Annotated in this window: 23 protein-coding genes; 16 read left to right on the forward strand and 7 right to left on the reverse strand. The window is 40.4% G+C overall.

Annotation, left to right across the window (positions count from 1 at the left end):
• Both SJ312_RS03275 and SJ312_RS03280 read left to right on the forward strand, forming a co-directional pair.
• A partial coding sequence (locus tag SJ312_RS03275; RefSeq protein ID WP_319866936.1) for a transposase domain-containing protein occupies positions 1–238 on the forward strand: 238 nt, incomplete at its 5' end.
• A gap of 293 nt (positions 239–531) precedes the next feature.
• Positions 532–933: a hypothetical protein gene (locus SJ312_RS03280; protein ID WP_227528772.1), complete on the forward strand. Its 402-nt coding sequence runs from the start codon at positions 532–534 to the stop codon at positions 931–933.
• Here the strand turns inward: SJ312_RS03280 and SJ312_RS03285 are convergent.
• Positions 930–1571 (reverse strand): TetR/AcrR family transcriptional regulator, encoded by a 642-nt coding sequence (locus SJ312_RS03285; RefSeq protein WP_094962483.1) that lies wholly within the window; start codon positions 1569–1571, stop codon positions 930–932. The two genes, SJ312_RS03280 and SJ312_RS03285, sit on opposite strands and share 4 nt — an antisense overlap.
• Positions 1572–1769: 198 nt before the next feature.
• On the opposite strand from SJ312_RS03285, the gene SJ312_RS03290 reads away from it, so the two are divergent.
• The 4 genes from SJ312_RS03290 (at position 1770) to phoH (ending at position 5576) form a co-directional block, all read left to right on the forward strand.
• On the forward strand, positions 1770–2582 hold the full coding sequence (locus SJ312_RS03290) for a threonine/serine ThrE exporter family protein (protein WP_004263992.1): 813 nt from the start codon (positions 1770–1772) through the stop codon (positions 2580–2582).
• Positions 2573–3043, forward strand: a complete 471-nt coding sequence (locus SJ312_RS03295) for a threonine/serine exporter (RefSeq protein ID WP_094962485.1) — start codon at positions 2573–2575, stop codon at positions 3041–3043. Before SJ312_RS03290 ends, SJ312_RS03295 begins: the two co-directional genes overlap by 10 nt.
• Positions 3044–3341: 298 nt before the next feature.
• Positions 3342–4295 (forward strand): endonuclease, encoded by a 954-nt coding sequence (locus tag SJ312_RS03300; protein WP_319867233.1) that lies wholly within the window; start codon positions 3342–3344, stop codon positions 4293–4295.
• Between the two features lie 495 nt (positions 4296–4790).
• Positions 4791–5576, forward strand: coding sequence for a phosphate starvation-inducible protein PhoH (gene phoH, locus SJ312_RS03305; RefSeq protein WP_094962486.1), 786 nt, complete (start codon positions 4791–4793; stop codon positions 5574–5576).
• Between the two features lie 74 nt (positions 5577–5650).
• Here phoH and zinT read toward each other — a convergent pair whose 3' ends face one another.
• The 5 genes from zinT to SJ312_RS03330 form a co-directional block, all read right to left on the reverse strand.
• Entirely contained in the window at positions 5651–6295 is a 645-nt protein-coding gene (zinT, locus tag SJ312_RS03310) for a metal-binding protein ZinT (protein ID WP_004264004.1), read from the reverse strand.
• 218 nt (positions 6296–6513) lie between these two features.
• Positions 6514–7353 (reverse strand): siderophore-interacting protein, encoded by an 840-nt coding sequence (locus SJ312_RS03315; protein WP_094962487.1) that lies wholly within the window; start codon positions 7351–7353, stop codon positions 6514–6516.
• A 214-nt stretch (positions 7354–7567) separates the two neighbouring features.
• Entirely contained in the window at positions 7568–7699 is a 132-nt protein-coding gene (locus SJ312_RS03320) for a DUF2474 domain-containing protein (RefSeq protein WP_306821397.1), read from the reverse strand.
• Positions 7700–7703: 4 nt separating this feature from the next.
• Positions 7704–8714, reverse strand: a complete 1011-nt coding sequence (gene cydB, locus SJ312_RS03325) for a cytochrome d ubiquinol oxidase subunit II (RefSeq protein WP_319866939.1) — start codon at positions 8712–8714, stop codon at positions 7704–7706.
• Positions 8704–10041 (reverse strand): cytochrome ubiquinol oxidase subunit I, encoded by a 1338-nt coding sequence (locus SJ312_RS03330; protein ID WP_140170537.1) that lies wholly within the window; start codon positions 10039–10041, stop codon positions 8704–8706. Before SJ312_RS03330 ends, cydB begins: the two co-directional genes overlap by 11 nt.
• 247 nt (positions 10042–10288) lie before the next feature.
• Here SJ312_RS03330 and SJ312_RS03335 point away from each other — a divergent pair, with 247 nt between their 5' ends.
• Both SJ312_RS03335 and SJ312_RS03340 read left to right on the forward strand, forming a co-directional pair.
• Positions 10289–11713 carry a PLP-dependent aminotransferase family protein gene (locus SJ312_RS03335; protein ID WP_319866942.1) on the forward strand — a complete coding sequence of 475 codons (1425 nt, stop codon included), beginning with the start codon at positions 10289–10291 and terminating at the stop codon, positions 11711–11713.
• A gap of 95 nt (positions 11714–11808) precedes the next feature.
• Positions 11809–12375: a HutD family protein gene (locus tag SJ312_RS03340; RefSeq protein WP_262410978.1), complete on the forward strand. Its 567-nt coding sequence runs from the start codon at positions 11809–11811 to the stop codon at positions 12373–12375.
• On the opposite strand, the gene SJ312_RS03345 is transcribed toward SJ312_RS03340, so the two are convergent.
• Positions 12372–12983 (reverse strand): LysE family translocator, encoded by a 612-nt coding sequence (locus SJ312_RS03345; protein WP_004264031.1) that lies wholly within the window; start codon positions 12981–12983, stop codon positions 12372–12374. The genes SJ312_RS03340 and SJ312_RS03345 overlap by 4 nt on opposite strands.
• Before the next feature lie 155 nt (positions 12984–13138).
• Between SJ312_RS03345 and SJ312_RS03350 the strand changes: the two genes are divergently transcribed.
• The 8 genes from SJ312_RS03350 (at position 13139) to SJ312_RS03385 (ending at position 23871) form a co-directional block, all read left to right on the forward strand.
• Positions 13139–13618, forward strand: coding sequence for an Lrp/AsnC family transcriptional regulator (locus tag SJ312_RS03350; protein WP_004264035.1), 480 nt, complete (start codon positions 13139–13141; stop codon positions 13616–13618).
• A gap of 658 nt (positions 13619–14276) precedes the next feature.
• Positions 14277–15620: a radical SAM protein gene (locus SJ312_RS03355; protein ID WP_319866944.1), complete on the forward strand. Its 1344-nt coding sequence runs from the start codon at positions 14277–14279 to the stop codon at positions 15618–15620.
• Between the two features lie 10 nt (positions 15621–15630).
• On the forward strand, positions 15631–16320 hold the full coding sequence (locus tag SJ312_RS03360; RefSeq protein WP_153673483.1) for a molecular chaperone: 690 nt from the start codon (positions 15631–15633) through the stop codon (positions 16318–16320).
• 29 nt (positions 16321–16349) lie between these two features.
• The gene (locus tag SJ312_RS03365; protein ID WP_319866946.1) at positions 16350–18932 is read left to right on the forward strand and encodes a molybdopterin-dependent oxidoreductase; all 2583 of its coding nucleotides are present in this window, start codon (positions 16350–16352) and stop codon (positions 18930–18932) included.
• A gap of 13 nt (positions 18933–18945) precedes the next feature.
• A complete protein-coding gene (locus SJ312_RS03370; protein ID WP_004264054.1) occupies positions 18946–19488 on the forward strand; it encodes a DMSO/selenate family reductase complex B subunit in 543 nt (180 codons plus the stop codon).
• Between the two features lie 11 nt (positions 19489–19499).
• A complete protein-coding gene (locus SJ312_RS03375) occupies positions 19500–20354 on the forward strand; it encodes a dimethyl sulfoxide reductase anchor subunit family protein (RefSeq protein ID WP_110591637.1) in 855 nt (284 codons plus the stop codon).
• 229 nt (positions 20355–20583) lie between these two features.
• On the forward strand, positions 20584–22707 hold the full coding sequence (locus tag SJ312_RS03380) for a TonB-dependent siderophore receptor (RefSeq protein ID WP_319866947.1): 2124 nt from the start codon (positions 20584–20586) through the stop codon (positions 22705–22707).
• 21 nt (positions 22708–22728) lie between these two features.
• Complete coding sequence (locus SJ312_RS03385) at positions 22729–23871, forward strand: ABC transporter substrate-binding protein (RefSeq protein WP_175427143.1); 1143 nt, start codon at positions 22729–22731, stop codon at positions 23869–23871.
• Positions 23872–23877 lie beyond the last annotated feature (6 nt).

Consider the following 23877-nt stretch of genomic DNA (forward strand, 5'->3'; position numbering starts at 1 on the left):
GTCATTACGGCCCATCGCCCTGGGTCGGAAAAACTACCTGTTTGCCGGCTCTGTTGGCGGAGGGGAACGTGCCGCTGTGCTGTATTCGATACTTGGCACCGCCAAGCTCAATGGCATCAATCCCAATGCGTATTTAACTGCAGTGCTAAAACGTATCGGTAATCATCCGATCAACCGTATTGATGAACTGTTACCCTGGAACATCGACTTATCTGCCCAGCCAGGTGATGCTATCTAAGACACTAAGTGTCCACTAAAAATTAAGTGGACACTTAAATTAGAACACCTACCTGTGATCGCCGGACGCTTACTAATATCGTCAGAATAACATCCCATATTCAAAAACGCATCACTCGAACACGTGAATGTTTTTAATTGATAAATTTTTACTGCATATTGAGAGTATTCCTGTTAGTAACTCGCGGTAATAGCATAATTTGCAAAACACAAATGATAATCATTCTTGACTGAGTGTAATGTAAAAGTGTACATTTGAGTACACTTTGAATAATGATGACAAAAGAGATGATTATGATGAACAAAAAGATGATAGAAACAGAAAGCTGGCCAATCTGTGAGATGAATGTATTTCCTTCAACGATGGATGAAACCCGTTTATGGTTAGAGGAAATGGATATGCTATTGGCAAGAAGAAATGAGTTTGTATTGATATATCCTCCGGTGGTTAAAAAAGAAAAACCATCCTTAGAAGATATGGAAAGCATGAAATATATACGTCGTTGGTTGAAAGATGCAAAAGAAGCGATGGAGCAACATTGTCGTGCTCTGATTGTTACCCTACAACCTGACGGGCGAGATCAAGAAGAAATGGAACGAATGGCACCCATGCTGTCTGCGTTGTACGGCCCTCAAGTTTTAATCGCAAATAATTCCATGGCAGCCAAAGAACAAGCCCAATCAGTTCTAGCTTAGTCGGCTGTGGTTTTACTGATTTTACGGATATAACTGGCGATGATATCGACAGACATAGCAATTTGCTGTTGAATAAATTCATCGCTGGGCTTGAAATCAGCAATACAGAAAGTGGTGATAAACACATCCGCTTTTAGCATTTCTAGGTAGCGTGAAGAAATGCTTAACAATGTTTTTTCATCCACTTTAACGTCAGGAAGCAAAGCCAATTTTTGTGTCAACAGACGATAGCTTTTTACTGGACCTTGCTCAAAAAATGCGTGAGTTATTTCTGGGAAACGGTTGTATTCACCTAAAATTAACCGGTATAACCCAATGGATTCAGGCTTAAGCACATTCAATAAAAATCGAGAACCATAAAAAGAAAGTATGGACTCAATCGTATCCAGTGGTGGTGTTTTTTCGTCGGGCTCTTGAAAAATATCATCAATCATTGATGCAATAACCGCAGCAAATAACCCTTCTTTATCACCAAAATTTTTATATAAGGTTGAGCGAGAGCCCCCAGCACGTTCAATAATCATATCCAGAGTTGCGCCTTCAAACCCATATTGCAGAAAAATTTCAGTTGCTGCAGTGATCAACGCCTGATGCCGACGTTGGCCTTTTGGGGTTTTAGCTGTTAGAGGGCTATTCATAAATGGTTAATCCTACAATTTGTCTTCAATAAGAAAATAACATAACAAATTTTACGAAATAGTTTAAATCACGTTACCTCAATCACAGATTTACCTGAAAGAGATCATCATTTAAGCTGATATTTGTCTTTATGATATTTATAAAGATTAACATGTTTAGGTAGATATCTGAATGGTTGTCACAATGTTGGGGGCAAGATGACAGAGCATGTATTAAATGAGCAAAAAACAGACCAAGATGATCCTGTTAATCAGCAACGTGAGGTAACTCGGCTATGTATTGAGTGTGGTTTATTGTTATTGCAACATGGCGCTGAAAGTATGCTCGTTGAACAATTGACGACCCGTTTGGGTATTGCACTTGGAGCAAGCCAAGTCGATAGTGCTATTTCATCTAATTCATTAGTTTTAACCACTATAATTGATGGTCGCTGCTTAACGTCAACACGACGCATTATTGACCGCGGTATAAATATGCATGTTGTTACTGAAGTTCAGCATGCAGTCATCCTAGTCGAACATCATTTGTTAGACCGAAAACAATTAAAAAAGAAATTATTATCAATTAAACCGTTGCGTTATCCTCGATGGTTAATGGTGCTGATGGTGGCACTATCTTGTGCTTGTTTTAGTAGGTTGAATGGAGGTGGATGGGAGAGTGCGTTAATTACATTTTTAGCTAGCGGTTGTGCAATGTATGTGCGGCAAGTGTTAACTTCCCATCAAATGAATCCGTTAATTAATTTTTGTATTACTGCCTTTGTTGCTACCACGGTCTCAGGTTTATTATTGAAAATACCGTATTTGGCTGTGACTGAAACAATTTCGATGGCTGCCAGTGTATTGCTTTTAGTTCCCGGCTTTCCATTAATTAATGCAGTCGCTGATATGTTTAAAGGGCATGTTAATACAGGATTAGCGCGTTGGACAATGGCGAGCCTTCTCACTTTGGCTACCTGTATTGGGGTTGTGTTAGCAATGACAATCTGGGGTTTAAAAGAATGGGCATAGAATTTCTATTCTCTTTATGTGAGAAAATGCTATTAGCCGCTATACCGGCAGCAGGGTTTGCTATGGTATTTAATGTGCCTGTAAGGGCATTGAAATATTGTGCCTTATTGGGTGCTATTGGCTATGGCTTTAGAATGATACTGATGACATTAGGATTGCAAATTGAGTGGGCAAGTTTTCTTGCTGCAATTTTAATCGGTATTATCGGTATTCAGTGGTCGCGTTGGTGGTTAGCTCATCCTAAAGTGTTTACTGTTGCTGCCGTGATCCCGATGTTCCCAGGTATTAGTGCCTATATTGCAATGATTTCAGTCGTGAAAATATCTCAATTTGGCTATAACCCTGAATTAGTTGAGGTTTTAGTGACTAATTTTTTAAAAGCCTCTTTCATTGTTGGAGCCTTGTCTATTGGTATTTCTTTACCTGGTTTATGGTTATATCGCAAAAGACCAAGCGTGTAATTTTTAATGGCGTGGCTTACTGGCATTCTCGTTATGTGAGTAAGTCATACTTTACTTTTTACTAATAAGACTTAGATATCCTATTAAAGCTGCATAAATTCCGATATGGATGGTGAGCCATAAAATTGGGTCATCTCTGATATCATTTATGCTACTATTTGATTAGAATATGTGATATTTCTTCTTATGCATTAATGTGTTAGAGGAAAAACTAATGCATTTATATTAATTCTTCGCATATATTCTTATTAGTGGTGTTATTTTGAAACAATTTAGCTTGTCCAAATATTATCAATTCATTTTTTCGATTCTATTATTTCTTTTCTCTGCTTTTTCATTTTCCGCACCAAATTCGTTTACAGAAGCTAAAGTGCTAAGTAAAACGCAGGTTTATGCAGATCAAAATCATCAAGGAGAGGGAACAATATATTGTGGTTGCCAGTGGGAATGGGTAGGAAAAAGCGGGGGAAAGGTTGACTTAGCCTCTTGTGGCTACCAAGTGCGTAAACAACAGAACCGAGCTGAGCGTATTGAATGGGAGCATATTGTTCCAGCATGGGTGTTTGGTCATCAAAGGCAATGCTGGCAAAAAGGGGGGCGGAAAAACTGTGTGTCTAGTGACCCTATTTTTGGCCGAATGGAAGCAGATATGCATAATTTAGCGCCTTCTATTGGTGAAGTGAATGGTGATAGAAGCAATTTTAGTTTTGGGCAATTATCCACTAATACACCGTATCCATACGGAATTTGCCGTAGCCGAGTTGATTTTAAACAAAAAGTCTTTGAGCCAAGAGATGAAGCCAAAGGGCAGGTAGCTCGAGTATATTTTTATATGCATGACCGCTATAACTTGTCTATGTCACGTCAACAACAACAGTTATTGATGGCTTGGGATAATAAATATCCTCCAACCTCTTGGGAAATCAAGCGAGATAATCGAATCGCTAAGGTAATGGGACATCATAACCCATTTGTGACAGGGGAGAAAAAATGGAATTTAAATCATAAAAATAGTGCAGAGGGAGTTAATATTTCACCAGTCTCACCCTTAAATCAGCCTCAAGTAATAGAAGCTAAATCTATTGTATCAGATGCGGTTGAAATTAAAGGTAATCGTAATTCTAAAAAATATCATTTTTCACATTGCGCTAGCTTCAATACCATCGCTGATAAAAATGCCGTCATTTTCACTGACGAACAATCGGCTAAAGCCGCAGGTTTTGAGTTAGCGGGAAATTGTAAAATACGCTAATTATCCTTTCAAACCACAATAGTTAACTAACTGATTATTGTGGTTTTACTTTTTTTGTTTTTATGTGTGATAACGAAAAAATTTAATAAACGCCCAAAATTTTGTTAGAAAAATGTTGCTTTATCAAAAAAAATGACGCTATATTTAAAGCAGTGAAAACTGCAATAAAAACATGGACTCATTGGGGCACAAAAAATATTGCAGTTCGTCATATTACTGTCACATAGATTCATTAGTTTAAAAGTATCGCTGTTACAGGAGAAACTAATGGGAAATAAGTGTTTATACACGAGAATACAAAGCCGGTTACCACTCCATCATGAGATTTCCATGGTGAGATTGGTAACCGGTTTTTTTATTAGCCGAGTTATGGCATGGAGTTACAGCCACATAATAGATATTTGATATTAACTTTGAGCTTGAAGGGAGCTCGCCTCTGTTTTGAATAGTCCGTCATTTGAATTGACATCACTGATACCTGGAAGGGTTAATACTATGAGTAGACAGAAAGCTGCAACAAAGGCACGCCGTGAAATGAAACGTTCATCACGCAAAGATCGCTCAGGTCGTTTTGATATCAATAACGTCGCATCATTTGCTGAATTTACTGGCATTGAAGCTATCGGTATGGCAAAAGAACGGCGTGATGAATCCCCTATATTGCCCAGAAATGAAGCTCAAAAACTCTATATTAATTCCATTAAACATAAGCAATTAATTTTTGCGAATGGCGAAGCGGGATGTGGTAAAACTTACATCAGTACTGCACTTGCGGCTGATGCGTTAATTCATAAAGATATCAATAAGATCATTGTGACAAGGCCCGTTCTTCAAGCGGAGGAAGATCTCGGTTTTTTACCGGGGGATATGTCAGAAAAGTTTGCGCCTTACTTTCGTCCAGTCTATGACGTCTTGGTGAAAAGGCTCGGCGCATCTTTTTTGCAATATTGTTTGCGTCCCGAAATTGCTAAAGTGGAAATAGCCCCATTTGCTTATATGCGAGGCCGAACATTTGAAAATGCCGTCGTGATATTAGATGAGGCTCAGAATGTCACAGTCACTCAAATGAAAATGTTTTTAACTCGGCTTGGTGAAAATGTGACGGTGATAGTCAATGGTGATGTGACCCAGTGTGATTTACCAGAAGGTGTGTCTTCAGGGTTAGCTGATGCATTACAACGTTTTAGTAGTGATGAAATGGTTTCAATGGTGAATTTTACTATAGAGGATTGTGTGAGATCACAATTATGCCATAAGGCATTATTGGCTTATAACCACTAATTAGCATTGCTATTAACTATATGCCCCGCGATTTACCCACGGGGCATAGGTTAGACTCCTATATAGGAAGCCGATTAGTGATAGAGCATCTCATGTACGATTTGCTCATCTGTGAGGGTATATGGGTAATAAGTTGGCCAATTTTCTAGCTGACTTAATAATTTTTCCTGAGATTCATTTCCCATGTATAGGTGGAAATGCCCCGAGGCTTGTGGTTCAATAATATGGTCACTAAACTGGATAAATTTAGGCGCTTTTGAGTTTGCATCTTTGCATTCAAATAAGTAACGAACGCCTTTTTTTCCTGAAGTATAATGAAGAATTTTGTAACCGGCGTAGTCATATTTACAGCTACTTACAGTACCATTTTGAGTAAACTCAATAACATCGTTTTCAATACCAATACTGTCAACATCAGTGGCATAACCTTTTTTATAATATTCACGATACTCTTCAACAGTTTTGTCTTTATTTTTCTTCGCTTTACTTTCTAGAACCTCATCAAGTTTTCCATTTAATAGCAATGGATTAACAGATTCCCAGATGCCTTGCCAGTCACTAAGAGATCTATCTTTGACGTCAGTATCTTCAAAAATCCCTTTTGAAGCTTGTAGCGCTTTCTCTGATTGTGGATGGGAGTGACTATGTGAGCCATGAGCAGCAGCAGTATAGCTAGTGAGAGCTAATGCAATATAAAGACTAGTTTTTAAAATTGCCATTTTGTACACAGTGGTTTTCCTATTTTTGTAGTGAATATAGCGACCATAAAAAACCATTATGTTATAACATAACATTAATAGGTATGAAAAGTATTTTAGGGAGTTTATTGTTGAGGAATATAATGGCTAACAACTTGGTGAAGACAGGCAAGATCAGGAAATAAGTTCACTTATTAGAATTTATAAACCAATAAGCGAACTAAATATTTGAAGTGAGGTTAATCGTCAGGATTATCCATTACAGCATGGCGCTCATGATGGTAACCTTCCTCATCATAGCCATATCGCCAGTAAGGGATCGCATAGATATCATCACGACCAAAACCTTTTTCACGACGAATATAACGACGCAAATCACGAATAATTTGGTCTTCACCTGCAATCCAGAAAGCGCAGTCGCTGCTTGGGATGTCCCAAGACTTAAATGTGCTAATTAATTCAGCGGTTTTGGTGATATCACCACAAACCCAAATCACCTCAACTTGTTCAGGTTTTTTTAGTTCTCTTACGTCTTTTGGGTTATCTAATCGTAGTACAACTTTGCCTTGGGCATTCGCTGGCATTTTTTCTAATAATGCGGCGATAGCGGGTAGGGAACTTGAATCACCAGCCATGAAGTAATGTTGTCTGGCAGGTAATAATGGGTCTGGGCCACCTGGGTTGGTAATTCCCATCCAATTTCCTGGTTTTGCATCCCGAGCAAATAGATATGCAGGGCCAGTTGCGCCATCATGCATAGCAAATTCAATATCTATCTCGCTAACTTCTGGACGGATGGCTCTGACGGTATAGGTACGAACAAATGGGCGAGGTTTGTCTTCTGGCCAGCTACGGCCTTCTTTACTTAGGATAGGGAGTGCGGGCTGGCTGATTAAATCAGGGGCTAAAAATATTTTCAGGTGCCCACCTTCACAATCTGTTGGGTATGTATTGAGTCTTTCACCGGTGAAAGTAATACTACGAATAGATGGGCTGATATCGGTTATGGATTTGACTTGAATGAGCTGTGGTGGAGCCGGGCGGTAAATGTTTTTTTCAACAGGTTGTTCAGTGGCCACGGACGATCTCCTTTATTAATGATAATTTTATTATATGGTAATTATTATCATTATCATGAATAAACTTGCAAGTTGCAACCGCTAGCGGATGATTGGGGGCGGATATTTATATAGAGAGATTTTCAGCAGTAGAGAGGGCAATTCACGGTGATGAATCGTTAATTTTAATAAAAATGCCGTATGATTTTTAGCATACGGCATATCGAACGGTAAATTACTTCACTTTCATTCCAGCGGCGGTCATCATCAATTTAAACACTGACGAAAATGCAAATAAAGCAAGTACACTTCCGAACCAGATAATGGCCATCCAACCGAGTTTTTTCCACCAAGGAGAGGCACTCACGCTATCAGTGGTAGCCTTGCTCTGGGGTAATTTTTCCTCTGAAGACATAGTAACTCCAATAGGTATAAACCAAAATAACAGGAATAATGAATAACGCACCCACTAACATAAAGCCTAAACTTTCGGATGGGCCTGCGGCATCACGGAAACTTATTGCAGGTGGAATGAGCGTTGGCCAAATGCTGATACCTAGACCAGTAAACCCAAGGAAAATTAACATTAAAGCCGCTAAGAATGGCACGCTGTCATGTTGTTGGCGATTAGCGTTTTTTAGGATCAACCAAGTACAGGCTAATACCAGTAACGGAACAGGTAAAAAGAAGAACAGGTTCGGCAGTGAGAACCAACGCTCAAAGATTGCCTCATTTAACATTGGGGTCCAGAAGCTGATTACCGCAATGACCGCTAACATCAGTAATGTTAATGGTTTTAGAACGCGATACATTGTGCTACGTAAGTGGCCTTCAGTTTTCATGATTAACCAGCCACAAGCTAGTAGTGCATAAGCGACCACGAGGCCAAATCCGCAAAATAGTGGGAAAGGTGCGAACCAATCGAAGTAACCCCCCATGTAAACACGGTTTTCCACATGGAAGCCTTGGATAAAGGCACCAACTACCACACCTTGAACAAAGGCGGCAAAAATTGAACCCCAAATAAAGGCGTGATCCCAATGGCGGCGGTGTGATTCGTCCGCTCTAAAGCGAAACTCAAAGGCGACGCCACGGAAAATCAAGGCCAATAACATGAAAGTTAACGGAATTGACAGGGCATCAAGGACAATCGCATAAGCGAGAGGAAAGGCGCCAAATAAAGCGGCTCCACCTAAAACTAACCAAGTTTCATTGCCATCCCACACAGGGGCAACGCTATTCATCATCAGATCACGGTCTTGGCTATCTTTTAGCGCAGGGTAAAGGATCCCAATGCCTAAATCGAACCCATCCATAACAATATACATCAACATACTAAATACGATGATGACAAACCAAATGAGAGGTAAATCAATGCCCATGAGCTGCGTCCTCCGCGATGCCTTTACGAATTAATTTCATCATGTACATGTAGCCGATACCGAACACCCCACCGTAAACCACAAAGAAGGCGATTAAACTGATACTCATGTGCATTTCACCATGTGCACTGACTGCATCAGAGGTTCGTTGTAGCCCATAAACAACCCATGGCTGTCGGCCTATTTCTGTTGTAAACCAACCCGCTAAAATGGCAATCAAACCAGAAGGAGCCATGACGAACATAAAGCGTAGGAAGGTTTTGGATTCATACAGGTTTTTACGATAACGTAGCCATAAACCCCAGACTCCAGCCGCTATCATTAATAAGCCCAGCCCGACCATTACACGGAACGACCAGAACACCATAAACACGTTCGGCCTGTCTTCTGGCGCGTATTCTTTTAATGCAGGCACTTGTTTATCAATGCTGTGCGTTAAAATCAGACTCGCCAGATAAGGGATCTCAATGGCATATTCGGTTTTTTCCTTCTCTTGGTTTGGAATACCAAATAAAATTAGAGGGGTGGCTTCACCGGGTTTGTTTTCCCAGTGACCTTCCATTGCGGCCACTTTAACCGGTTGATGTTTAAGTGTGTTTAGGCCGTGAGCATCACCGATTAAAGCTTGAACAGGGGCTAACACTAAAATCAACCACAGGGACATGGAAAACATTTTTTTCATGGCACTGGATTTATTGCCTTTGAGTAAATGCCATGCCGCAGAAGCACCAATAAAGAATGCCGCAGCAAGGAAAGCAGCCGTGGTCATGTGCAATAAACGGTATGGAAACGATGGGTTGAAAATAACCGCAAGCCAATCAACAGGAACAATACGCCCATCGATGATTTCGAAACCTTGCGGTGTTTGCATAAAACTGTTAGATGCCAAAATCCAGAAAGTGGAAATGATGGTACCTAATGCAACCATGCAGGTGGCAAAAAAGTGCAGTTTTTCACCCACTCGGTTCATGCCAAACAGCATGACACCAAGGAAACCGGCTTCAAGAAAGAACGCGGTTAATACCTCATACGTGAGCAATGGGCCGGTAATTCCACCCGCAAAATCTGAAAAGAAACTCCAGTTGGTACCAAATTGGTATGCCATCACCAATCCAGAAACAACGCCCATTCCGAAATTAACCGCAAAAACTTTCGACCAAAAGTGGAACAGTTTTATATAGTCCTCGTCACGAGTTTTAAGCCATAGGCCTTGTAGCACCGCAAGGTAACTTGCTAGCCCAATAGTAATGGCTGGAAAAATAATATGAAACGAGACCGTAAAAGCAAATTGTATACGGGCAAGTTCCAGCGCAGTTAGTCCAAACATATTGACCCCTGAGTGGATATGTTAATGGCACGCAATATTTAACGTTTTGATGAGAGCAATTGAGGCGCTAATCCCTAGCAAAAGGAATTGCTCACACCTGAATGCAAAATAACCGTAATTCAACGAAAAATTTTTTGTGCTTATAGTTAAAAAAAAGTCAGGTGAATGTGTGGATAAGTAGAACATGAGACGATAAACTATAATAGTAACAATTATTGGGATATTAACTATAACAGTTGAGGCGGCTATGACGAGATACGAACAATTAGCAGCGCAAATTCGTCAGCAAATTGAAGACAATATCTGGCAAGTGGGCGACAGATTACCTTCATTGAGGGAAAGTGTTAAACAGTCTGGTTTAAGTTTAATGACTGTTGTGCAAGCATATCAGTTACTTGAAAGCCAAGGATGGGTCGTTGCTCGGCCGCAATCAGGGTATTACGTGGCAAACCGCAATAACGCATTTGCTGCCGCAAAAGGAGGAAAAGGGCTACATTTGAATGAAAATGTAGAGATTAATGCCTCTATTTTTGGTGTCCTACAAGCTTGTAAGGACCCGAATATTATCCCATTTGGCTCTGCATTTCCAGACCCCGCCTTATTGGATGATCCAAAACTCGCGAAGTCTCTTGCGTCTGTTGCTAGGCGCTTATCGAAATTTAATACCCCGGCTAATTTGCCTCCTGGTAATGAACAACTGCGTCGTAACATTGCTCAGCGTTATGCAACCCAAGGGATCCATGTCGCTCCGGATGAAATCGTGATTACAGCAGGGGCAATGGAATCTTTAGTTTTGAGTTTACAATCGGTGACTCAGCCCGGGGATTGGGTCGTTATCGAATCTCCTGCATTCTATGGTTCACTTCAGGCAATTGAGCGGTTAAAACTTAAGGCCATTGCCATTAAAACAGACCCGTTATTTGGTATTGATCTTGACGCATTAGAGGATATTGCGAGCAAATATCCAATTAAAGCCTGTTGGCTAATGACGCATTATCAAAATCCATTAGGCGGAACGATGCCGCAAACAAACAAAAGACGTCTGGTCGATATCCTTAATAAGCATCAAATTACTTTAATTGAGGACGATGTTTATGGGGAACTTTATTTTGGTAGCAAACAGCCAATACCCGCAAAGGCACTTGATACTAAAGGTAATTTCTTTCATTGTTCTTCATTTTCGAAATGTTTAGCACCGGGGTATCGTGTGGGTTGGGTGGCTGCAGGCCAACACGCGACAAAAATTCAACATTTACAAATGATGAGTACCGTTTCTGCCAGCGTTCCCACGCAATTAGCTATTGCGGAGTACTTATCATTAGGGGGATATGACAGCCACCTTCGTAAACTGCGTTTAACGATGGAACAGCGTCAGCACCAAATGTTGAGTGCAATAGCAAAATACATGCCTCAGTCAGTAAAAGTTAATACACCAAAAGGTGGGTATTTTTTATGGCTAGAGTTTGAACCGCCGTTTAATGCAATTCGGTTGTATCAACTCGCACTAAAAGAAGGTATCAGTATCGCGCCGGGGAGCATGTTTTCCACAAGTGACCAGTTTAATCATGCATTTCGTCTTAATGCATCGTTTACATGGAATGAGAGGGTGGAGGAAGCAATGAAAACTTTAGGTCGTTTATGTCACTTTTTAATCAATGAGAGGCGTGATTAGTCACATTATCATCGTTAATTCATTGCCCTGAAAGATTAACTTTGCCAATCTAGGTATAAATCTAAATGTGTTAGCAGCAACAGACGGGAGGTAATGTGAAAATAAAATGTTTTGACATAATGGAATTACCTATCCTTGATTGGAATGATGGTGCGGGGGCCAGCCAAGAAGTGTTTTGCTGGCCGGTTGCATCGGATTATTCATTACGCGCAAGCATTGCAACCATTAACCAAGATAGCTATTTAAAGCGCTATGCAGAAGGGGAAAGGCTGGTGGTATTGTTGAATGACCAGCCGCTTCTTTTAACCGATACCAAAGCGTTTGAGCATCGCCTAGAGCGCGCAGGTGATCAAGCCCAATTTTCAGCTCAGCAATTTTGCGCGGTAAAAGTCTCAGAGCCATCAGTTAAGTTAATGAATTTTATTTTTCGAGATGATAGGTGGGTGGCTATAAACTATTTCATCACTGAAGATTGTAGATTACCCGCCAACCAAGCGGGGTTAGTCTACGTGCTCAATGGCGAATGGGAAATTTCAGGGGCAAATTGCCATCATATGGCGCAAGGACAAGGAGCGTGGTGGTTACCTGATATCGGTGAAGGAGATATAAAACCACTTAGCACCGATAGCAAGTTAATCTGGATTGAGTTATTACCCCGCTAACTGGTTGCTAAACCGATAGCGGCTAGCGTTAGCATTCCACCTGCAACACCTTCGGTTATACGACGTTTTTTATCATTATAAGCTTGTTTATTATGCATGGATGCAAATAATGCACCTATTACGCCGTAGATCACGACACACGAAAGTATAAAAGTGGCTGAAAGTATCAAGGATTGGACAGCGACACTTTCTGTTAGCTTAATGAAATTCGGTAAAATAGCAAAATACACCAGTAACCCTTTGGGGTTAAGAAAGCTAGTTAAAAATGCTTTACCCACGACCGCCTTTGTTGACACAGTTTGAATTCTTAAGTCTCCGGCTTTCATTGCAGATAACACCATGCGAATAGCAAGGTAAGTGACATAAGCGACCCCAACCCATTTAATGGTGTGGAAAATCATGGGTGAAGCTGCAACAATCGCCGCTAAACCAAGTGCAGCCAGAATCGCATGTGCCACATAACCCAATATAATACCCAAATTCGCTTTCAAGGCCGCTGAGGTTCCTCCCGATAATCCTTGTGCGGAAATAAATAGAATGTCTGGGCCTGGTGTGCAGACTAAAGGGATCACGGTTGCGCTAAATAAGAGTAAGTTCTGTAACTCCATTTCAATTCCTCATTATTGTTCATTGTTATTTTCACGCAACTGGCCAGTAGCGATAAAATTATAGCGATAATCCAATGATATTGGATTTTTTTATTGCTTTAAAACAAACAAAAATTGGTATTTAATATCATTAATTAATATAAAATTGAGGGGGAATGCCAATGAAGGAAAGTAGGCTAAAACTGGATGCCATTGATAGGCATATCTTACAAGTATTACAAAGAGATGGAAAAATTCAGAATATTGAATTAGCTAAAGAAGTGGGGCTTTCCCCGTCACCTTGCCTACGTCGCGTGAAATTACTTGAAGAGGCTGGGGTTATCAAACGTTATGTAGCGGTGTTGGATGGCAGTAAAATTGGAGCGGGCCTTTCTTTATTTGCTCGTATTTGGTTTAAAACACAGGATGCTAAAACCATCAACCAATTCGTTGAAGACATTAAACAGATGCCTGAAGTCGTCGAATGTCATCTAATGGCTGGGGAATGTGATGCACTGATCCGTATTGTGACGGAAGACTTAGCTTCATATCGTCGTTTCCATGCGGATCATTTAACACAAATTAGCAGTATTCAAAGTATTAAGACGGAGGTACCAATGGAAACGGTTAAGGTTACTTATGCTTTACCACTTTGATGATAATAGCGAATAGAACGATAGTGACAAATTGAAAATGCTTAACGATTAATTTTAATTATATAAATTAAATATGATAAAAAGGATAAATAGTCACTATGCTTTATTTGTTGGGGAGATTTATTTTTATAAGATAAAAATAAATAATAATACAAAAATGAATGGATGAACATTTTTTGAATTTTAATTTTACAAATTGAAATATTATTATGATTATTTTAATGTTAACAGGTTAGTTTTATTTTATTTTTTAGTATTGTCTAATTGGCTATTTAGTTTTTATATAGCGACTTATTTGATGAGATTATTCTCATATAATGAGAACGTTGCTGAGTAATAATTTGGCTATGCTGGCAGTATCAGCTAATTGGTTGATATATAAATAATGAAAGGAAAGTTTTTTTGATCTTGCGCAACATCATATAATGCCACTAACTTATACTGCCATTAATACTAAATCAAAATAAAATAATGCGAATATTTCTTATTTAAAAAATATTTTCAATTTAATCGGTAATGATGTGAGTCTTTATAAGCATTTTTCTAATTGTCACAGGTATTGTCATACCCGTCTATTAATTGATTATTTGCGATCTGAGTCCAATTGAAAATTCAACGAATAATAGGAACTATTTGCTCATAAATTGAAGGTAAATTTATGATCTATCCTATTACAGATAGAACAATCTCTACAGTAAATAACCAAAAGTTTAAGCGTTATACTATTCGCTATTTGGATATTGAACAGCAAACACAGCAGGCAATTATCGAATATGGACTTAATTTTGAAGACCCTTTTGCACAGCAACATGAGATTGAACAACTCAAACTAGATATAAAAAGTAAAGGCGCAATTTTTGCGAATAATGGAAAGAGTATACATTGTAATTGGTTATCAAGTGCTTGTGTACAATGCCGTACAGGGGAAGGGAGCCACACGACATTTTTGTCCTTAAAATGCCACCGCGATTGTTACTTTTGCTTTAACCCAAATCAAGAAAATTATCAGGAATTTCAAGAGGAAATGCGTGATGCTATTGGTGAAGTTGATGCGATAGCAGAACAAGGCTATACACTTACCCATATCGCATTAACAGGAGGGGAACCTTTACTTTTTCGCCAAGAAAGCATTGCGTTTTTCCAAGCAGTCCAACAGAAATTACCTTTAGCTCATAGCCGTTTATATACAGCAGGTGATCCATTAGACCGTAATACGGCATTAGCTCTAGCTAAAGCTGGTCTACAAGAAATCCGCTTTAGTATCAAAATTGATGATCCTAAAGAACGAATTACTAAAGTTTTACATCGCATTACTTTAGCTCGCGAAATTTTTCCAACTGTAATGGTGGAAATGCCCGTGATCCCCGGTACAGAACCGCAGATGTATCAATTACTTACTCAGCTTGATGATATTGGTATTGATGGTATCAATTTATTAGAGTTTTGCTTTCCACTAACAAATAGCGAGGCTTATCAAACTCGCGGGTTCATGCTTAAAAACCCACCTTATGAGGTGTATTACAACTATTGGTATGCAGGTGGATTAGCTGTCGCACAGAGTGAACTAGCCTGCCTCCGTGTTCTTAAATTTGCACTAGAAAATCAGTTATCTATTGGAGTGCACTACTGCTCTTTAGAAAATAAGCATACTGGGCAAGTGTACCAAAGTAATGCTTTTTTTGAACACAACGAACAAATAATAGGAAAGCATTATATTTTTTCCTCTCGGGATTATTTTTTTAAAAGCGCCAAAGTTTTTGGTGACGATTGTGAAAAAGTGGCGGTTTTATTGAAAAACGCAGGCGTTTCTTATCATCAAGAATTGTTGCATGGATTTTTGCAGTTTAATCCTGAAGCAATTTGCTTATTAACCCCGCTAGCCAAACTACCTATTGCATTGACTTCCCACATTATTGAGCCCGATGAACAGGGCAATCCTTTAATTAAAGAAGTGCGAGTTGAACTCACCACACCCACTGAATTTTTATTGACTGACCTGTAGGGAAACATTTATGACCAATGATGACCAAATTTTAGATTTTCTTTATGCGCGTCAATTTGCTTATGACGTATTACGGCGCTTGTTTATGGAAGAACCGACGCCAGAATTATTAAGTTATTTAAGTGATTCAGGGTTGTTGTTATTCCCCTGTGATGAAGCATTACCTGTAATGAAAAATGCGATAAATGAGATGCATAAAGACTTAAACAATAGGCGGATACAAGCCAATAACGAAGATTTCGAAAATTTGCATTGGGATTTTACTCGCTTATTTATTGGCCCAGAAGCCCCGCCGGCAGCGCCATGGGAATCAACGTATGTTTCTCGTGACAAATTGTTATTTCAAGAAAGTACCTTAGCAGTGAAGTCTTTTTATGAACAGTATGGCGTTCACTTGCCAGAAGGTGATATGGAAGCCGCTGACCATATTGGTTATGAGTTAGATTTTATGTGGCATTTAAGTCTACGTATTACTGAAGTTATTGATAGCGAAACTGAAAATGTTGATTGGACTAAAGTAAACGCATTATTGCTCGGGTCTGTGACATTCCTGAATACCCATTTATTGGCTTTTATTACGCCATTTTGCCGCTCAATGTATAACCATGCAGAAACCGCATTTTATCGTCAATTAAGTTCATTACTTGAACTTTTTTTACGCAATGATATTAAAAAAATCAATGAATTAGTCAATTTATAATAATAAAACAAAATGAAGAGGTAAGAGCAATGTCAGAAAGACAGAAAATAGCCTTAAGTCGCCGTTCATTTATAGCTTGGACATCAGCGGCATCAGTAATGGCTACGTTACCGCTGAGTAAGCAATTATATGCGGCAACACCAGAGGAGGAAAAAGCAGTTGCACAAGCCACTGATGCAGTAACTCAAGGGAAATGGAAACCCGTAGCCTGTTGGCATAACTGTGGTGGCCGCTGTGTTAATAAAGCATTGGTGGTCGATGGTGTCGTTGTTAGACAAAAAACAGATGATGTAGTTGCAGATTCTCCTGATTTCCCACAACAGCGAGGTTGTTTACGTGGTCGTTCACAACGTAAACAAGTCTTTGGGGCGGATCGTCTGAAATACCCCATGAAGCGTAAAGGCTGGGCCCCGGGTGGTGGGGACAAAAGCTTACGAGGACGGGACCAATGGGTGCGCATCAGTTGGGATGAAGCATTAGATATTGTGGCATCAGAGTCGAAACGTATTAAAGAAAAATATGGTAACGAGTCTATTTGGATCACGGGTGGTAACGGTGTTGATATCCAAAACGTTTACGCCAAAGCGGGGGGTTTTGTTGGGGATTGGGGAACAACCTCGTGGGGAGCATGGTTTGAAACACCAGCCCATTTAGGATTACTTGAAGGATTTTATACCTTTGGTACCAATGACCGTTTTGATATGCGTAACTCCCAGTTGATCGTGATGTGGGGGGCAAACCCAGCGTGGAGTAGCCCGGGTAGCCCAACCTATAATTATTATCAGGCAAAAAAAGCTGGGGCTCGCTTCATTAGCATTGACCCAAGTTATACGACGACGGCAGAGTTAATGGATGCAGATTGGTACCCCATCAATCCGGGTACTGACCATGCATTAGCACTGGGTATTATGTACGCACTATTAGAAATGGATAGCCCTGACAGTCCGTTGATTGACTGGGATTTTTTACGCCGTTGCACAGTTGGTTTTGATGAAAGTAATATGCCCGCAGGTGCAGACCCGAAAGGGAACTTCAAAGATTATCTATTAGGCACCTATACGGGAGAGCCAAAAACACCTGAGTGGGCCTCTAATATTTGTGGGCTGTCAGTGAGTGATATTCGCACTTTGGCACGTGAAATCGGTGGCACTAACCGAGTCGCATTGCTTACAGGTTGGGCACCTGCTCGAATTCATAATGGTGAAGGGTGGGTGCAAGCATTCTCAACCTTAGGCTTTATGACTGGCCATATGGGAAGGCCTGGCCGGATGACAGGGGTTAGTTGCCATTTCGCTGCTGGAAATAATGGCACGCGGCTCGTTATGGCGGGAGCAAGTGGGCTACCTTCAGTACCAAATCCAGTCAGTTTAAAAATCAATCACAATGAGCTTAACCGTGCATTATTAGAGAAAAAATTCCGCCAACGTGGTGTGGGAGATGTCGATGCAAATATCCAAATGATCATTCATCCATTCAATGCCACGTTACAAACACGAGCCAATATTTCGCAAAGCGTTGAGGCCTACCGTAAAGATGTGGAATTGGTTGTGACCGCAGCGTATGTTCCGCATACTTGCGCCAAATATTCGGATATTGTCTTACCGGTGACGACTGAGTGGGAGCGTGAAGGAACCATATTAAATCCAAGTAACCGTGAAGTTATGATATCTGCAGTGAATGTAACGCCACCACTTTATGAAGCGAGAAGTGACCAATGGATCGCCAAAGAAATAGGTAAGCGTCTAGGTATTAATGTCGATGAAGTTTTTCCTGTTTCGGAAAAACAACAATTTTTCAATAAACTCAATGGCGCAACAATCATTGGTGAAGATGGTAAGACAACAGAACCATTAATCACAATCACTCAAGCGGACATTGATGAATGGCAAGTAACAGGCAAGCCACAACAGGGGCGAATTACCCTCAATGAATTTCTTACTGTTGGGAAATACCAAGTAAAACGGACTGCTGGTGATAACTATGGCTATATTGCCTATGAAGATTTCATTCGCGACCCACAGGCTAATCCACGACCAACACCAAGTGGCAAATTTGAAATTTACTGCCAAACATTAGTCGAAAAAGCCGATGAGTGTGGCTGGACTAAATTACCACCAATTCCTGAGTATATTCCGTCTGCAAGTGGTTACGAGGCTAGCTTTAGCGATTTCTCGAAGAAGGAGAAAGGGGATTACCCATTCCAAATCTATAATCCACACTATTTACGCCGCTCTCACAGCACGCTTGATAATGTGCCTTGGTTACGTGAGCAGTGGCCAAGCCCAATTTATATCAATGCGTCTGATGCGAAACGTTTAGGTATTAAACACGGTGAAACTGTGTTGATAACGAGCCCACAAGGGAAGATTGTGCGCCCTGCATTAGTGACACAAACGATGAAGCCGGGCGTGGTCGCATTACCCCATGGCAGTTGGACCGATGTTGACGAAAAAACAGGGATAGATATGGCGGGAGCCGACAATACGCTAACCATTCAAGTCCCTACAGGGCTTGGTACATCAGGGTGGAACACGATGCTATGTAATATCGAAAAATGGCATGGTGACCAGTTAGTTCCAGATGCAGCAATTCCACAGCGTATTATATTTTAGGGGGCAATAAGAAATGGATAAACAAGTCGGATTTTATATTAATGTTGCCACTTGCATTGGTTGTAAGACCTGTGTTGTTGCATGTAAAGACAAAAACGACCTTGAAGTCGGGCGTAACTTTCGCCGTGTGTATGATATTGAAGTGGGGGAGTATCCACGTCCTCGGACTTGGCACTTGTCTATTGCCTGTAACCATTGTGATGATCCGCAATGTGTAAGTCATTGTCCTACCACCGCAATGCACAAACGAGAGGAAGATGGCGTTGTCTTAGTCGACCATGATAAATGTGTGGGTTGCCGCTATTGTACGTGGGCTTGTCCATATGAAGCACCTCAGTTTGATGCCAGTATTGGAATGATGACTAAGTGCGACACTTGTCTTGATCTCCGTGAAAAAGGAGGAAATCCAATGTGTGTTGATTCTTGCCCTATGCGTGCGATTGAGTTCGGTCTAATTAGCGAATTACGTAAAAAATATGGCTCGAATGCAGATATTGCCGGGCTACCTAGCTCAAGTATTACCAAACCGAACCTAGTTGTCGGTACAAAAGGATAAGGAGAATTATCATGCATGAATTTCCGTTGGTGATTTTCACCTTATTTATGCAAGCTTCTGTGGGGTGCTTGTTAGTTTCATTAGTATGCTATTTTCGTGTGCTTGAAGGCGGAAATAACCTACAAAGCGTCCAGTTTATTAAACTGCCTGTTCTAGCTAGTTTTGTTCTGGGCTGTGTTGGGTTATTGGGTTCATTATTTCATATGGGTAACCCGCTACACATGTTTTATACCATGTTGCATGTATCGACCTCATGGATGAGTCGCGAAGTGTGGGCGACTGCAATTTATATGGCGCTATTATTTTTCAGTGTCGCGCTGCTATTGCTGAAACAAAAAGCGAACGCGCTGCTACTGTTGCTTAGTGCGTTAGCAGGTATTATCTATATGTACGCAATGTCAGCATTGTATGCTAACACCTTGTTTAATCTCTGGAATGGCTTATTTACCTACGCCAGTTTCTTTGGGGCGGTATTACTGGTTGGTGGCGTGATAGCGGCATTATTACTGGTAGGTTCTTTACGTCGCAATGATAAAGAAGAGCAATTAAAGCGAGTGGTTAAAATTACACTTGGTATTGGTGTTATTGGGATCTTACTTATGCTGCTGGGCGCATTATCTCTACTCGGAAATATCGGGGAGCCTATTTATATGGGAATGACGCCGCGTGAACTACCTGAGGGTTTAGTGAACTTAAGCATTGTTAGAGTCATACTTATTGCATTAGGAGTTTTGTTTGTTGGCCGTTTACTGTGCCAAAAAAATGGGCGCAATGTGAATGCAACATTCGTTATGTCACTGGCAACACTCTGTATTTTTGTCGGAGAAGGGGTTGGCCGAGTGGTATTTTTCTCACTGGGTGGTTAATGCCTTTAGAGGCAAAATGATATTTACCTCTAATTATATCATGTTTACCAATAATGTTAACCGAGGGGAAGCTCCCTCGGTTTTTTTAGCTTTATTCACTCTCAATAACCCTTTATATAATAAGGAATTAAAACAGAATAATTTCAAAATAAATAGTAAATTAAGTTGATTGTTTGTAATGATTATAATTATCATTATCTCTCTTAATCTCCTTTATTGCTTATTCCTTATGAATTTAAAAACTAGCAAGCTACTCATATCATTAGCTATTTCAGCGGCATTAGCGCCTTATCATGTATTTGCTGTTGATAATCCAAAAAATGATCAGATTACAGTTACAGGCAATTGGCTTGAAAATACTGAAGATGGTGAGGTGGTATTTAATCACCCAGGTGCGCGAACAGTAAAAAACCAACAACAAATCAAAGAATCAGGCAGTGAAACCATTGCTGATGCATTGAAAGGGATACCCGGTGTGCAGGTACGAGAAAGTAACGGGACAGGTGGGAGCGATGTTTCCTTGAATGTTGGGGTTCGTGGGTTAACCTCACGCCTTTCACCTCGCTCAACGATTTTACTCGATGGTATGCCACTAGCGGCAGCGCCTTATGGCCAACCTCAGCTGTCGATGTCGCCATTATCACTAGGGAGTATTGAATCTATTGATGTGATCCGCGGAGGAGCTTCCGTACGTTATGGGCCACAAAATGTGGGTGGCGTCATTAACTTTGTGACAAAACCTATCCCGAAAGACTTTTCTGGTGGTGTTTCGTTACAAACCCAAGGGGCTAAAACAGGAGGGCTCAAAACCCTAGTCGATGCGTCCGTGGGGGGCTCAAAAGCCGATGACTCAGCAGGAGCGATACTGCTGTATTCAGGGTTACATGGGCAGGGCTACCGTAAAAGCAATGATAATACAGATATTGATGACCTGATTTTAAAAACACGTTATGCCATAACCGATAACGACGAGTTACTGGCTAATTTTCATTATTATCATGCAATGTCAGGTATGCCAGGTGGGCTAACTCAAGCGCAATATAACGCTGACCCATTCCAATCAACACGGCCTTATGACCGTTTTGAAGGAAATCGACAAGACATGTCATTGAAATATAAACATGAAGAAGATGATAAACAATTTGAGTTAATGACATGGTTTAGTAAAAGTTATCGGGGGAGTTATATAGAAAGTGACCATAAAGATAAAGCGAATGAAAGACGGTTAGTTTCTTACCCTCGTCACTATACCGCGTATGCAATTGAACCGAGTTATTCACAATTATTCCGTTTTAATGATATTTCACATGAAGTGACGGTGGGATACCGTTATTTAAATGAAACCGCAGACGAAAAAGCTTACCGTTCAAATTGGTACCAAGCCGGCACTCAAGGTTCGCGGCCGAGTACTAATGATTATTACCAGCACACATCGGGTGGAACAGAAGCCCATGCCATTTACCTTGATGACACCATTGATGTTGGTAATTGGACGGTGATCCCAGGGATCCGCTATGAGAACATTAATATTCATTTAAATGACAGTTTTAAAAACCAAAACAGAAGTAAGCGATATAGCGAACCGCTTCCTGCGCTGGCGGTGATCTATCACATTGATGATGAATGGAAACTATTTGCCAATGCCAGTACGTCATTTGGCAGTTTGCAGTATTTTCAGTTGAATACGAAAGGGGTAGGGAATTCACCCGCAAATGGGTTAAGTGCAGAAAAAGCACATAACTATGAAGTGGGGACTAAATACGATAATACTGCGCTATCTCTTGAAGCGACATTATTTTATATCGATTTCGATGACCAATTACTTTACGTTGAAAATACAACGGGTTGGACAAATTTGGGAGCCACAACTCATCAAGGTGTGGAATTGGCAGCAAGATATAACCTGTCTGAGCTGAGTGATAAATTGGATGGTATAAGTGTGTATAGTACTTATACCTACACTAAAGCGGTAAGTAAAAAAGGGGATTTCGCTCATAAGGATTTACCGTTTTATTCACGGCAAGTCTTTACCGCAGGTAGCCGTTATGAAACTGGTAATTGGGTATGGAACTTAAATACTTATGCACAATCTACCCAAGAATCGCCAGGAACATCAAGCCATTATGTAACAAAACCAAGTGCTGATGGCCGATACGGAACAATCCCCGGTTATATGGTGTGGGACGCACGAGGCGAGTACCATTTTGGAAAAAGTTTGTCTGATTTAACGCTATCTGCTGGTATTAAAAATCTTTTTGATCAAACTTATTTTACACGTTCTACGGATAACAATTATGGTATCTATGTGGGGCAGCCAAGAACTTACTATGTTCAAGCATCCGTAAAATTTTAATAAAAATAAGGCAGAACAATGATGATGAGAAAACTTATCAATGCATTCGTGCTGATTCTTAGTGCTGTTAGCCTACTATTTCCAACTAATAGTTTGGCGGCACCTATCACTGTGACGGATATTGCGGGTAGGGATGTGACGGTTAATGCCCCTGTATCTCGAGTGATGCTGGCGGACAGCCGTGTTTTAGTTGCGTTAAATATATTACATCCGCAAGACCCATTAAAAGGGATTATTGCTTGGGATGATGCGTTAATTAAAAAAGCGCCTGATTTGAGTATTGCGTACAGCAAAAAATTTCCACAACTCAGTCAAATACCTGTTTTTCCCAACCCTTATACGACAGATTTTAGTGTTGAAAAGGCTTTAGTAGCTCAACCTGATTTGTTAATTTTTGATATTGGCTTAAAAAGTAAGCTTGCTGAAAGTGGCACCTTATCGTTATTGGAAAAAAGTGGTTTACCCGTTATTTTTATCGACTTTAGGCAATATCCATTAAAAAATACCATGCCGAGTATGGCATTACTTGGCCAAGTATTCGGTGAAGAACAACAAGCGCAAGCATTTAATCAGTTTTATCAACAAAAGTTAGACTTAATCCGTTCAAGAGTGGCTAAACTTAGCAAAGAGCAGCGTCCAAGCGTATTCATTGAACGAGCAGCTGGTATCCAAGGGGAAGATTATTGCTGTAAAACGTTCGGTAATGGTAATTTTGGCGAATTTGTTGAAACGGCAGGCGGGAATAACCTTGGTTCACAATGGTTTAGTATTGGAATGGGTGGGGAAATCAGTGAAGAACAATTGATTCACAGCAACCCTGATTATTATTTAATGACCGCAGCTGATTGGGATAGTACCCGTAAAGGTAGTGCTTCTGTGCCGTTAGGTTATACGGGGGATAAACAAAAGTCTTTAGCCCGCTTGAGTAAGCTAATGGATCGCCCTAAGTTTCGTTCATTATCTGCTTACAAAAACAAGCAAGTATTAGCGTTATACCAGCAATACTACGATACGCCATTTAACATTATTGCGGTGGAAGCGATTGCAAAATTTATCCACCCAGAGTTGTTTGCAGACCTTGATCCGCAAGCAGATAGCGATTACTTACACAAAACTTTCACTGCCCTAGAGGGGGATGGTGTGTTTTGGGTTCAAGCGGAATAATTATCT

This window comes from Providencia sp. CIM-Carb-044 (genome assembly GCF_033901115.1).
GTDB classification, from domain to species: domain Bacteria; phylum Pseudomonadota; class Gammaproteobacteria; order Enterobacterales; family Enterobacteriaceae; genus Providencia; species Providencia hangzhouensis.